Below are 14890 nucleotides of genomic sequence, written 5' to 3' on the forward strand. Positions count from 1 at the left end.
AAAACAGCCTCATAATCAACAATCTATAGTTTATGGTATAACATAATGGAAGGCGAACCATTCGTCTTTAGATTCGTCGTAACTTGTTCCGAACCAGATACCTTTTTCTGTAAATTCGTCGCCATATGCTTTCACTACTGTGATGACACTGGCTGTGGAATTCAGCTCACTATCAGGGTTTTGTAGCAAGGTTTCCCCTTCCAGTGTAACTTCGTTCGTCTCTTCGTTAATGCTGAACGTTCCTGTGGTTTGTACGTTATTTTGATAACGGGTGTAATTTAATGTACCACCGAACTGGTCAAACCTGATCCATGCTCCATGTACAGCAGCGTTCCAGCTATCGTTCCAGCCCCAATCGTACGAACTTTCCCAGCTTTCGGTCCACCCGTTCCCCCCGGCGATCCAGTCGATAGGGTTCCCGTCGGCATCTACTGTCCAGGTTCTTCCGGACCCGGCGCCACCGGTGAGCATACCCAGTAATTCTCCGGGAGCAAAGGAAGGATCGAAACCTTCGTCGGGCTCAGGGATGGTTTCTTCGGGTTGCCAGTTGTCGCTGTATTCTTTGGAGATGAAGTTGTAGACCAGGTACGCAGCCCCGTCACAACTGGCTTTTCTCAATACCCCGAGTTGCATGGTCTCTTCGGTTAAAGAAAATATTCTTATACTCCCCCAGTTATCTACACAGCTTTCGTTGCTTTCCTGGTGCAATATGGCCACATCGATCAGATTGAGTGTCTTGGCATTCTGGTCCAGGAAATAAGTTCCGGATTCAGTACCTCTCGAGGGAATCATCAAATGCTCGGCAGTAACAAACGGCCCTCCGTCCAGGCTAAAGGTTATGGAACCGTAATCTCCGGCGGGAGCGAGCCATTGGTTTCCGGCCCAATCGGGATTCCAGTTCCAGCAATCTCCGTCTTCAGCGTAGCAACCGGTATCTCCTCCATCCCAGGAGCCTCCTTCCGCCAGCCATCCGTTGTCGGTTCCATAGAAATATTGTGGTCCGTCAAAATATTTGGAAACCCCGTCCGCATCCAGGTCCAGGTACCAGGTTTTGGACTTTCCAACCCCTCCGGAAAGTGCATTCCAGAGCGGATCACTTACATAGTTGAGGTTATCGTCCTTAACGGTTATATTCACAGGGTCCATTTCTACCACTCCACCTGCGGTTGATGCAGAAAATTTGATGGTGTATTCACCTTTAAAAGCATATCTGACAGTATCTATGGCGCGATTGGAACGCCCGGTGCCATAATCCCATATGGAAACAGTCTCCGGAGTATTGTTTATCAGGATCACCGTATTCCCTCCTGCATCAGCATCGAAATCCTGGATTACTTCAAAATGAATATCGGATTTACTGAGCTTTTCCCCCAGTTCGTAATCGTTATTCTGACAGGAGGTAAAGAGAAGCCCCGTCAGCAATAACACGGATAAAGTATATCTGAAAAGTTTCATGTCTTATCGTTTTAAATTAACTGTTACCAACCGGTATTTTGTTGTAACACGCCATTGGACAGCGTAATCTGGTTGTTCGGTATTTGTTGTAATCCGCCGGTACTTTCCACATTCTGAGCGGAAATAACCTTGTTAGTCGCTACGCCTCCATTCAACAGGGAGGTATTCTCGGCCAGTTCTGCCGCTGCAGTACTTATCCCCTGGCGAAGCAGGTCCCAATACCTGATTCCTTCGAATGCAAATTCCAATTGCCGTTCCTTCAGAATGTTCTGTTGGTTCGCCGGGATAGCCGTGAAATTTTCTTGATAGGCCCTCTGCCGTACCTGGTTAAAATACGCCTGGGCATTTGAACTGCCCAATTCTGCAGCCATCAACAGCACATCGGCATATCTCATGACAAAATAGTCCTGAAACTGGCCGATCTGGAAATTCTCTCCTCCTACCTCGTCGGTAACACTATTTCCATCTTCATCAATCATCGGGCTGTATTTTTTGTTATAATAACCTGTATATTCTCTGTGGCCATCTTGTTTGTCATAGGGGATCTCCTCTTCATCAATAGCAATGACACTGGCTTCCCGTCGAATATCATTCTCATTATAAGCATTCCACAATTTCGGATTTACCGTTATCCCCCAACCTCGTCCGTAGGGATAATGATCATAGTCCCGCATACCAAACATCACCATCCAGTGATTGCCATCCGTGTTTCCGTCATAATCACTGGTATAAGTATGTTTTACGGAAAACACTACTTCCGGATTGTCTTCACCGGCATAATCTTCGACGGAGGCTGCCGGCCACAGCTTGGCAAAATCATCAACCAGACTGTGCCCGCTGTTGGCTATCACATCTTCCAGGTAAGCAAGGGCCTGGGTTTTATTCACCACTCCAACCAGGTCGGAAGCACTGTAGTAGCCTGTGTAATACAAAAATACCCTGGCAATCATAGCCTCGGCAGCCCATTTGGTAACCCTGCCGCTTTCTACCTCAGTATAAGGTTCAGCCGGAAGATTTTCCGCGGCAAAAACCAGGTCTTCGGCTATCAGCTTATACACCTCATCAGGAGCTGCCTGAGGGACATTTTCGGTAGTAGGTTCAATAATAAGCGGGATATGGCCCCAGAGGCGTACCATCTCAAAGTACAGGTGTGCCCTTATAAACCGGGCTTCCGATTCGTATTGTATTTTTATATCGGCATCATCGCCCCAATCAATACCGGCCATCTTCTGTATCAACACATTACATCGATATAGTGCCCGGTAATATTGTATCCAGTTATTTTCGTACAGGTTGGCATCGGCAGGCGACCGGGAAATATCAAATTCATCTACAGCCTGGAAGCCATATCCATCGGAATTACCCGTACCGCCAAAACAGTTATCCGAAAGTACTTCGCTTGCTACAGGGAAACTCAATCCGCCAATACCCCCGGAAGCGATCTGCATACCGTCATAGCACCCCACAAGCGCATAAGAAGCACTGGTGGGATTATCGTAAAAGTTCTCATCGGTACCCTCCTGCGGTTCTACATCCAAAAAGTCTTTTGAACAGGCTCCTAATGCCAAAATGCCAAGTATCAGTATATATTTCAAGGAATTTTTCATCTTTCAAAGTTTTTTAGAATTTAACATTTAATCCCATCATAAATGTCCTCGGCCTGGGATAATACCCGAGGTCTACGCCCGAGGAAAAATTATAATCGTCATTCGAAATTCCATATCCGATCTCGGGGTCCATACCGTTATAATTGGTAAATGTGTAGAGGTTAAGTACAGAAGCGTAAACCCTGAACTGACTGGCAAAGAACTTTTTCTTCAACTTTAGTTTGGCTATATCAAAACCAACGGTCACGTTGCTGATCCTCAGAAAATCCCCGTCCTGTACATAGAGGTCGGAAAAGTTCACCCAGTTCCTGTTGTCTTCGGTAACCCTCGGAACACTGTTGGACGAACCAGGGCCATGCCAGCGGTCCAGGATTGCCGTAGTGTAGTTAGCATACTGGCTGGACTGGTTCCGGTACGATTGTACGATCTGATTGCCCGCTACACCATTGGCCTGCAGGGAGAAATCGAAGGCTTTATAGTCTAAGGCAATGTTAAACCCGAAATTGAGATCGGGATTAGGGTCGCCGATGTTTATCTTGTCCATGTCGTTAATAACACCATCCCCGTTCTGGTCTACATAAATAACATCTCCCGGTTGTGCCGAAGGTTGTATTACGGTTCCGTTTGAGGTGTGGTTCAGCACGTCCTGTTCGGTTTGAAAGATCCCTGCGGTCTCGAGTCCCCAGAAATATCCCAGGGGATACCCGCTTTGCGCACGGTAAAATTCTGACGAATTATCAAACAACTGATTGGTTTCACCGTGAATAATACCGTCTTCCGTGGGGATGTTACCCACGGAATTTTTATTGTAAGCGCCGTTAACTCCTACCGTGAAATTCAGGGCATTAATATTACCGCGATAACTCAAGGCCAATTCTACCCCTTTGTTTACCACATCTCCGCCATTGATCCAGGGAGCATCGGCACCTGCCGTAGCGAGGATAGGAGGCTTGATCAGCCAGTCCTTGTTGGTCTTCTTGTACCAATCGAAATTAACCGTCAGGCTGTTGCGGAACAAGCGGGCATCAAAACCGATATCTATCTGCTCGGAAGCCTCCCATTTCAGGTCAGGATTGGCATATCTGCTCGGATAGGCTCCGGGCGACAAAACACCTTCTTCATTCCCAAAAATATAATTGGTATTGGCAAATGTTACAGGCGACAGGTATTGAAAGTTACCCGCGTTCTGGTTGCCCACCTGGCCCCAGCTTCCTCTCAGTTTAAAGAAATCCAGCCAGTTGGTATTGCCGAGGAATTCTTCTTCCGTAACAACCCATCCCGCCGAAACCGAGGGGAAATAACCCCAGCGGTTATCCTGGTGGAACTGGGAGGAACCATCTGCCCTGAAGGTGGCATTTAAAAGGTATTTGTCTTTGTAAGTATAATTCAGCCTTCCGAAATACGACATCCTTTTGTTGATGTTCCTCGGTCCGCCATTTAATGTTATCTGCGCACCATCGGTGTTCAGGGCATTGTCTAGCCATGCGCGCTTCAGATCGTCAAAAACCAGGTTTACATTGCTACCATACATATAGTTATCTTCATACTTAAATGAGGAAGTTCCCACCATAGCTTCGAAATTGTGGTTTTCCGCGATACTGAACTTATAGGTCAGGAGATTATCCCACAACAGGGAATGTCCTTTGCTCGTAGACTGGCTCGCCGTAGTATAGTTATTGAAATTATAAACGGATAATTGGTAGATGGGACTGAAGGCATGCCCTTCGTTAGCCGTATAATCGATTCCCAGGCTTGTCCGGAATTTGAGGTTTTTCAGCAATTCAAATTCCAGGTAAACATTCCCTACAAGCTTTTGGCTGTTGTTCCTGTTCTGGTTTCCGTAAACCATAGAAGCATACGGATTCGATTGTCCGGCCAACCAGCCTTCGCTGTCATCGGAGGTATTGTAATAATTACCGTTTTCGTCGTAGAAAGGTACCAACGGGTTTGTATTGAATGCCCCTCTCAATGAATTATTGTATTGGTTACCAACACCCACTCCATTGTTTTTGATATAAGCGAAACTGAGGTTTTCCCCGAATGTCACCCTACCGTCGTAGAGTTTGTGTTCGGAATTGATCCTGAAGTTGTAACGTTCGTAATTGGAGAGGTCTCTTCCGCCGACAATACCTTCTTCGGAAGTATAGGAAAGTGATGATGAAAAGACGGAGTTCTCCGAGCCGCCGGAAACACCCAGGGTGTAATTCTGGGTTACGGCATTGTCTTTGAACATAGCGCCCATCCAATCGGTACCGCTTCCCATGGCATTGATATCACTATTGCTGAAATAAGGTAGTTTTCCTGAATTTACAGCGGCCTCATTGAGTATACTCGCATATTCCCTGGCATTGAGCATATCTATTTTATTAGCTACCTTCTGTACACCGTAATACTGGTCGAAAGTCATTTGCAGGTCTCCTTTTTTACCGCCTTTTGTAGTGACCAATACCACCCCGTTGGAAGCTTGTGAACCGTAAATAGCTGCCGAAGCTGCATCTTTTAAAATAGAGATCGATTCGATATCGGAATTGTTCAGGTACGAGATGTCTCCGGTCAATACACCATCCACTACATAAAGCGGCGCATTGCCTCCCGTGGATCCCAATCCGCGGATGACCACATTCAAACCCGATCCCGGCTGCCCGGAAGTAGAAGTAATCTGGACCCCCGGAGTTTGCCCTTGCAGGGCTTGCAGTGCATTGGTGGTACTCTGCTTTTGCAGTTGTTCACCACCTACCTGTATATTTGCACCGGTCACAAGGGCCTTTTTCTGTGTACCATAACCAATAACCACTACTTCGTCCAGAACGTCAACGTCTTCGCTCAACGCAACATCTATCACTGTCCTGTTATTTATGCTGATGGTTTGGGCAGTAAAACCGATATAGCTTACCCGCAGCGAAGCTTCGGGAGGCGCTGAAAGTTCAAAATTACCGTCAAAATCGGTAGTTACACCGGTATTGGTTCCGATAATGAATACACTCGCACCCGGTAGAGGCATGTTATCCGTACTGGAAGTAACCGTCCCCCTTACCGTAATTTCCTGTGCAAAACCGAACCATGTGCAAGCAAGGATAAAAAACAGAGATGTGACACTGTTTTTCCCTAACTTCAGTTTGAGATTAGTTTTTGTCATAAGTCTTTAGCTTGATTGATTGTTGATTTAATAATTGGTTTCTGTTTAAATTATTTAAAAACCATTTTAAGCACTCATTAGATGAGTAATTGTCAATCGCAAAGTATGTGAGTTAAGGAAATAGGAGGTGCATCAAATCATCATAATGATAGATCATTTGTTTACGGCCGGGGGTAAATAAAAGAATTCCGGATTGTGGATTGCAGTTACGGGAAAAGACTGTAACTATTTATTTAAGTGCAAATTACAGATTGGAAATATCGTAAATCAGGGCTGCCGGCTATCTGTCAGTACAACTACACAGCACCGGGGACCTTCTCTCCCGAGACGGAAGTATAACAAATTGCCCGTTGGTGGAATAAGTTCTGTTATCCCGCATGGAAAAGAGAGTATATCTCTATACTTCCTGATGGACTTCCTGTTGTTTGCTTATAAACTCCGAAGGCAGCATGTGGTATTCCTGCTTAAAATATTTGGAAAAGTATTTGGGATGATTAAAGCCTACGGTGAAAGCGACCTCGGCAATGGTCATCTGGCTTTTTTTCAATAATTCCGCTCCTCTCTCCAGACGTATTTTTCTGATAAATTCCAAAGGGGATTTTTCCAGTAAGGTTACCGTCTTGTTATAAAGATAGGTACGGCTCACAGCTAATTTTCCGGCTAGCTCCTCGACGGAAAACTCAGGATTACTCATATTGGCCTCGATGATTCTGACCGCATCCCGGATAAATTTATCGTCCATGGATACAAGCTCCACCTCGCTCGTCCGAATGGTTATTTTCTTTTCATATTCTTTCTGAAAGGATTTCCTCTGTTTTATGAGATTATTGACTCTGGAAAGCAACAGCTCAAAACTAAACGGTTTGGTCACATAATCGCTCGCACCTATTTTCAGTCCGTTTAACTGATGCCTTTCCGAATCCTGGGCGGTCAGTAATACAAAAGGAATGTGTTTGGTCCTGGAATCCTTTCTCACTTTCTGGCAAAGTTCCACACCGTTCATTACGGGCATCATTACATCACTGACTATAAGATCGGGTAATACCGAAAGGGCCTTCTGCCATCCTTCTTTACCGTTTTTCGCTACTTCCACCTGGAAATACGGGGAGAGGCCGTCCTTCAGGTAGAATAAAAAGTCCTCATTGTCCTCGATGATCAGAATCCTGGATTTCGGGGAACTGTCCACAGCGGGAAAGGGATCCGGGTATGCAATATCTTCGTGGTTACGGTACGGAACCACAGTTTCCGGGTCTTTGCAATCCACACCGGTAAGTTTACAGTTGGAATCGGCCTCCAGTTCCTGCAATGGCAGCTCTAAAATAAAGGCACTTCCTTTTCCTACTTCACTCTCCACACGGATCGTTCCACCGTGTATTTCAATAAACTCCTTGACTATGGACAGCCCTATCCCATTCCCCTGGTTTACCAGCGTTCCGGGGGTTTCGGACCTGTAAAAACGTTCGAATATCATTTCCCTGTCTTCCGGTAAGATCCCTACACCATTATCCTTAACGGCGAGCACCATATTTTTGAATGGTTTCTGTAGTTCCGGATCATCCACTATTTCCACTTCCACGACTACCTGTCCTTTTTCGGGGGTAAACTTAAAGGCATTCGACAACAGGTTAAATAATATTTTTTCCATTTTGTCCATATCAAAAGACGCATGAAATTCTTTTCTCCCGGCATGGAAGCTGAGCTCTATTTGTTTGTTTTCGGAGATTACCTGGAAAGAATTGACGGATTGTTCTATGAATTTGATCAGGTTCCCCTGCGAAAGGCATAGATCCAGTGAATTATGCTCAATTTTCCTGAAATCCAATAACTGATTCACCATATTCAGCAAACGTTTCGCATTTCGGTGTATAAGTTCAAAGTGTTTATACTCGTCGCTGTTTTCCTGCGAATTTTTAAGAAGTTTTTCTACCGGCGACAATATCAGCGCTAGGGGTGTTTTAAACTCATGGCTGATATTTGTCAGGAACCGGATTTTCATCAGATCCAAATTATGTAAATAATTGGCCTCCCGTCTTTCCTGGTCCAATTGAAAACGCAGTTTTTGTTTTTTCAGGGTCCTGTACCTGGAGGCATACAACAAACAGGCTATACATACAAAGTACAGGAAATAGGCAACGGGAGTTTTATAAAAAGGGGCCAGGACCGTGATTTCTATCGTGGCAAACCCGTCTTCCGGAGTCCACTTCAGATCATTGTTGGAAGCAAGCACCTTAAACCGGTACGTTCCGGGATCGAGGTTGGTATAAGTTACCCGTCTCATCTCCGAATTTCCTTCCTGCCATTCCTGGTCAAACCCTTCCAGTTTATATTTGTATTTATTTTTGGACGGATGAATAAAATTCAGCGCCGAAAATTCAATTGAAAAAAGATTTTCGTCGTGTTTAAGTGTAATGTTTTCGGTAACCAATACGGGCTTTTTCAGTAGCACCCGGCCATTGAGATACTGGTTCTGCCCCACAGGCTTGTTGAAAAGATAAAACGAGGTGAACACCACTTTCGGCACCTCGGTGTTCTGGCCAATATTTGAGGGATTAAAGATATTAAACCCGTTAGCGCCGCCAATGATGATATCTCCGCTACCGGTTTTATAATAGGAATTAACATTGAATACATTTCCCTGGAGCCCGTCGCTTTGATCGTAATTCCGTACAAAAAACCTGCCTTCTTCCCAGCATTTTCTAACCATCTGGGAAAGTCCGAAAGAACTTGTGAGCCAGAGGTCTCCTTCATTATCTTCCATGATTCCCAGGATATCATTTCCAGGCAATCCGTCCTTACGGGAAAACGACAAAAAACCGTCCTCCTTTTCCCGGAACAAGTTCAATCCGTTATTCGTCCCTACCCAGATGTTATCCCGGCTGTCTATATGAATGGACAGGACAGCATTGCTGTTTAGGGAATTGGGTTGTTGAGGGTTATGCTCATAATAGCGGGGTACGCCGCTTTCCGGGTTGAACACTACTATACCGTTCCCGGTCCCCACCCACAGATTACCATACTTGTCTTCGGTAATTGCCGAAATAAAATTACTGTGTAAAGGGTACAGGCCATTCTGATCTACGGAATGATGAAATATTCCCTGCTCCCTGTCAAACAGGTCCAACCCGCCGGTCAGTGTCCCCACCCAGAAATTTCCCCTGGAATCTTCGTACATCTTCCAGATATTATTATCATTTATCGATCCGGGGTCATCCGGATCGTGTTTGTAGTGCTGAAAGGTCTTGCCATCAAAACGGTTCAGCCCTCCCATATAAGTGCCTACCCATAAGGTGTTGGTCGCATCCAACAAAAGAGAGACGACTACATCACTGCTAAGGCTGTTGGGATTATTCGGGTCGTTTTTATATTGCGTATATTCTCCCGTGGCCCTGTTCATATATATCAATCCTCCTCCGTTTGTCCCTATCCAAAGGTTCCCCTGCCGATCTTCAGTGAATGTGTTCACATCGTCAAAAGGAATACTTTTCGGATCTGATGCCAGCTTCCTGTAGTGCGGAAAACGGATCAGGTTAGGGTGATAGAAATCCAATCCGCTTTTAAATGTTCCTGCCCAGATGATGCCTTCACGGTCTTTGTACAAAGAGGTAATACTATTATGAGAAAGACCGTTTCTGATCTCTTTATTCTGGGTGATGTAAGTCACCGAAAAACCGGATTTATCTATAATATTTATCCCTCCGTGGTCCGTACCCACCCATATCCTGCCTTTTTCCTCTTCCACTATACCATTGATCCGGTCGGAATTAAGCCTGGTTCCCGGGTGCTGTTTATGAAACACGGACAAGGTATTTTTATCCGCATCGTAAAACAACAGGCCATTGTCCCCGGTATAATAGATCCAGATATCATCATCTCCGTCAACGAACAGTCGGAATGCCGGCTCGGCGCCTTCCGGCAGGTTGGTTATAGCCCGTACGGATTTTACCGTATTGGTCTTATGGTCTATTTTCTTTATGGTACCTGACCCGTCTATAAACCACATATTACCTTTAGAGTCCGGTGATAAATTAGAAATATCGTGACTAACGGTACTTCCCTTCGCAGACGGAACGATTACGGGTATAATTTTTTGGGTCCCGCCTTCCAGTTTTGTCAGCCCTCCCCGGTTATGAACAAACCAGTAATTACCATTTTTATCATTATAAATACCGCGGATTTCAGGAAATCCCGGTATACCGAGTTGTTTGAGTATTTCACTTTGGTCATTGGTGAATTTTTCCGTTTCGGGATTTAAAATATTAATTCCCCAGGCAGTTTGCACCCATATATTACCTAAAGGATCCCCGAAAATATGCTTGATATCATTGCTCTTGAACACTGTGGAATCCATCTGGTCAAAACGAAAAACCTTCATCTGGTAACCATCATAACGGTTGAGCCCCGAGGCCGTACCAATCCAGATAAAACCATTCTCGTCTTTATAAAAGCAATTAACAGATCCCGGCGTTAATCCTTTGTCCATATCAATATGGGAAAAACGCGGTTGGACAGGGAGCCTGCTTCCTGAAGAATTAAAGATGCAGGTAAACGCTATTATGAAAGCAAACAGGTATTTCAAAATATAATCGGATTAGACTGTCAATCAGTTGACATTATATAACTTCATTTCTGGTTATACCGGTTTTTCACTGTTTATAAAAGCGGGAAAAATGGGTATAACTATTCTTTGCCTGACTGTAATCCATATAAAAAACAATAGATCTTATTCTTATTATGTTACAAACCAAAGGCTGTTTATTGCGATCGCCTCCGGTCGTTTTCGTTTCCTTATTACTTAATTGTCCGGAAACCCCGGAGCGGCCTTTACCTCTTCTATCTGCAGGGTATGTCTTGCACTATGCGCGGCCACAAACAACAAAGATTGGTAGCCGTCCACTTTCCCAAAGGGAAATTCAATGACATGATCGCGAAGGTCTTCCACAGAAACATTTCCTATATATTCCAGAACAGCTTTACGGCCGGTTGTCAGGTCGCGGAGAGCTGTTTCCGGATCAGTATATTTACCTTTTCCCTGGAGCTCTGCCGGGGCTTCTGCCTTCTGGCTCCGGTCTGTAATTGCTGCAATAAGTCCTTCATCGGTAAATTTCACTTCGCCCTTTTCCTCCGGGTTGGCAGGGCCTTCCAAATTTTTCAGGGCCATATTGAACAGCATACTTTCTGTAGTGACAATATGCTCTAAACACTGGCTTACGGACCATTTGTCCTTTGCAGGCTTAAACTGTAACTGTGCCTCACTCAAACCGGCCACGCTTTCCGCGAGATTATCCGCGGTTTGCTTAAAATAATCGAATAAAAATTCCCTGCTGCCGGCGGCTATTGTTTTCCGGGATTCCAGAATTTCTTTTAAATTGTTCAAACCGGTCTGCAGGTCGTCACCGATTATTTTCTCAAAATCCATGAATACCATCATCAGGTTCATCGGGTAATTCATGTGCCCTTCAAATCCCCATGTTACCTTGGTCTCATTTTCTGAAATGGCTTCGGTGGTCATGTATGCCGGTGAAACGGATTCGAACGGTTTAAAAAAACGGAGTTCGAAATCTATTCTTTCCCCCTCTGTTATTTTTTTAATCTCCTGTTCGCCCGATCCTACATCTTCTTTACTGCTGTTCCAGGCAGAAACAAATCCTTCCGTGCCATCTGTCCCGCGATACGTTTTTTCCATATCGGGGTCTATCATTGCCCATTTACTGTAATTATTCTGATTTTTAAGATATTTCACATAATCAAAAACTTCCTTTTTCGGTTTATGGATCGTAATATCCCGCTCTACCGTATACTCTTTTTTTACAAACAATGCCGCAATCAGTGGAATGGCAATTATAATCCCTAGGACTATAAGTATCCGCTTAAGTATTTTCATATTTCTCTTCTTTTGGTGGATTATCAAATTTAATGATTTTTTAATTTGATATTTTAACTTTTTCTTAGTATTTTTTTAAGAATTGAAAACTGTACTAATTATCATACTGTGAGAAGTTGCACTGTGTTTCTAAAAAACGAGTTCCGGGAACAGGAGCCTGATCTGTAATATACAGCTTCCCGGGCCCTCCTGTTTCCCGAACCGGACGCTTATTTAAAGGAAGGACTTAACAGCGAATTAACCATAAAATGAAATAAGATGAAGCAGGGTGTTGTTTTTTTATACGTCAGGCACCACCGGTTTTCATCAAAAATAAAAGGGGAGGAAATGCCTAAAAACAAAAAAAGCCCTCCGCTACAGCGGAAAAGCCTTTCATTGGTCTAACTACTAAACCTGGGTAAATCAGGGATTCACCCTAAACAACACAACTAAATTTTAAAAGTAAAAAGCTCCTGAATTTTGAAACTTTCTCCTTTTTCGGCGGTCCGGGCAGGATTGAATCCCACCAAAACACGTTTATAATCAATTCATTAAGCAACTTCCTCTCTACAATCATCGGAACATTCTTCATTTCCCGGACAGTCACTACAAATGCTGGGCAAAAATACGGGTATTTTTTGAATTGATAAAAATAAAAGTTGTTTTTTTAGCCTCCGATACCGTATAAAATATTTATTGCCCGGATGAGACCAAAGGCCCGCCATGGGAAATCCGGCACTCGCGAGATTTACCGGATGTCGTTATTTACCGGTACACGCATTGAGTTCCTTCAGCATCTTTTCCGTTATTTCCCTGAATTTTCCCTTATAAAAGTCCCGGGTTTCCCGAAGGCTTTCATTTTCCAACACTTCTTCGCTTCTTTTATATGCTCCGGTAGCAGTGAATTCTTTTTCGCAGGAAAAAGTACGGATGAGTTCTACTGCGGCACTTTCCATTTTGTACAATTCTATTTCCGCTTTTACCATAAGCTCTTTCTGTGCATCGAGTTCCAATTCCCTTTCTTCCTTCAGGCGCTGTTCCAGCAGACGTTGTTCCTGTAGCTTTTTTTCCAGTTCTTTCTGCCTGGCGATAAGGGCTTCCTGTTCCTTTTTCAGGGCCATTTGCTTTTCCGCTAGTGTTTCTGTCTTTTCCCCCTTCACCTTTTTATCATCATAATCATTTTCCTTTTCGGCATCCGGCATCTCCGAAGGGACCGGGTCCGTATCGGCCGTACATAAATCCAGGGCGGTGATCAGCTCATCGAGAAAGGCACGGGCTTTTTTAACATAAAACCTTCCCATATCCCAATCTTCCGGGTCCATGGCCTTTTCCAGGTTGTCCTTAACATCATAAATGATGGGGCCCGCTTTGGTACACCCACAGCTTCCCAGTTGTTCCTCCGCTTTTTCTATCGCTTCCATAGACCGTTTTGCATAATACCGCTGATGGTCAAAATTATTGGCCTTAAGGGATTTTCCGCTATGCGAAAAGGCATAGGTTACCGCAGAATACAGGGAAGTACAATCTGCAAAAGTAAAAGCAGAAAACATCATAAAAACAGAACACAGTATATATTTCATGAAAATTATAAGTTTTAGGATTGAAAAAAATAATATCAGTGGTATACGGGTCGGGGCGATCAGAGGATAATTTCACGGAACATTACCATCCTCCCGTATTGAGGGTACATTTGCATTCCCCTATTCCCTGGAAGATATCCAGCCCCAGGGTAATCATATGCGTCCCGCTGTTGTACCCGAAAATAGAGTTGAGCGATACCTGGTAGGAATAAGCCGCGTAAAAATTACTGATTTTAATACCGCCCATAGGCCCTATATTCAGCGGGTCCAGTACCTGGTCATTGAGAAAACGGTAAGATATCCCTGCCCAGTAATAATCTTCGAAATCGTACTTCCTGAATTTAATATTAAAATCGGTACTGGAACGCCCGTCGCTTTCGAATATCTGGAAATACACCGAGGGTTCTATTTCGAATTCGCTCCTTTTGTGTTTCCGAAACCTGTACCCGGCGTAGATATAGTAATTCCGCAGGATATTGGGCTCGGTCACCGCAAAATCGTCTGTCCGCTTGTTCAGCAGGTTAGCCGCATTAAGGCTTATGTACAACCTCCGGTAACGATATAATACGCCTACGTCGAAATTATGGTTGTTTACAAGCCGGTTATCCGTGATCCCCGGGTCTCCCGCAGGAAACTCGGAAACATCTATTTTGAACTGGTTGAAGTTATAGGAAAGCCCGAAAGAGAGGAAATTATTCTCATACGGATCGATGGTAAGGTGATGTGCGTAAGATAGCCTGCCGCCATACTGCCTGGTATAACCGTTCTTATCGTTAAAAAAGGTGATCCCCACCCCGGACCGCATCCCCAGCCGTACATCACCGGCGATTGATTGTGTATTGGGCGAATCTTTTATCCCTACCCATTGAGTGACACCATTGGCGCGTATTCTTATATATTCTCCGATACCCGCATAGGTCGGGGAAATAACAAATTCACTGTCTGCGAGGTATTGTGTATATACGGGCAGGGTAAGTTCCTGGGCATAGGTTTTTACAACAAAAAGAACAGCCAGTATACATAGTTTTTTTCTCATTTGTTTATATTTTTTGGCCCGAAGCCACTTTTCCGCTTCTTTTGAACACCGGTACGGGTACCGGAGAAATCCGGGTTAGTTATTGGCACGGGCTGTCAGGCCTTGATCCGGACTCTGAATTTTTATGGTTTCCTTTTAAGCCCGCCCGCTCCCGGAAACAACTCGCCCACACTGCGCAAAAAGGCATGTTATCTCCGGTAAGCAGGCAGCTTTTCA

At 44.5% G+C, this 14890-nt stretch carries 7 protein-coding genes; all 7 read right to left on the minus strand.

What is annotated here, in order from left to right; genetic code table 11:
• Positions 1 to 30 precede the first annotated feature (30 nt).
• Positions 31 to 1455: a hypothetical protein gene (locus tag ED312_RS14275; protein WP_123216695.1), complete on the minus strand. Its 1425-nt coding sequence runs from the start codon at positions 1453 to 1455 to the stop codon at positions 31 to 33.
• Positions 1456 to 1478: 23 nt separating this feature from the next.
• On the minus strand, positions 1479 to 3062 hold the full coding sequence (locus tag ED312_RS14280; RefSeq protein WP_123216696.1) for a RagB/SusD family nutrient uptake outer membrane protein: 1584 nt from the start codon (positions 3060 to 3062) through the stop codon (positions 1479 to 1481).
• 13 nt (positions 3063 to 3075) lie between these two features.
• A complete protein-coding gene (locus ED312_RS14285; RefSeq protein ID WP_123216697.1) occupies positions 3076 to 6198 on the minus strand; it encodes a SusC/RagA family TonB-linked outer membrane protein in 3123 nt (1040 codons plus the stop codon).
• Between the two features lie 397 nt (positions 6199 to 6595).
• Positions 6596 to 10678: a hybrid sensor histidine kinase/response regulator transcription factor gene (locus ED312_RS14290; RefSeq protein WP_148044298.1), complete on the minus strand. Its 4083-nt coding sequence runs from the start codon at positions 10676 to 10678 to the stop codon at positions 6596 to 6598.
• Between the two features lie 312 nt (positions 10679 to 10990).
• Positions 10991 to 12079, minus strand: a complete 1089-nt coding sequence (locus ED312_RS24430; RefSeq protein WP_123216700.1) for a DinB family protein — start codon at positions 12077 to 12079, stop codon at positions 10991 to 10993.
• A 740-nt stretch (positions 12080 to 12819) separates the two neighbouring features.
• Entirely contained in the window at positions 12820 to 13638 is an 819-nt protein-coding gene (locus ED312_RS14305) for a hypothetical protein (RefSeq protein ID WP_123216701.1), read from the minus strand.
• An 82-nt stretch (positions 13639 to 13720) separates the two neighbouring features.
• The gene (locus ED312_RS14310; RefSeq protein ID WP_123216702.1) at positions 13721 to 14674 is read right to left on the minus strand and encodes a PorP/SprF family type IX secretion system membrane protein; all 954 of its coding nucleotides are present in this window, start codon (positions 14672 to 14674) and stop codon (positions 13721 to 13723) included.
• Positions 14675 to 14890: the final 216 nt, after the last annotated feature.

This window comes from Sinomicrobium pectinilyticum (assembly GCF_003725735.1).
Taxonomy (GTDB): domain Bacteria; phylum Bacteroidota; class Bacteroidia; order Flavobacteriales; family Flavobacteriaceae; genus Sinomicrobium; species Sinomicrobium pectinilyticum.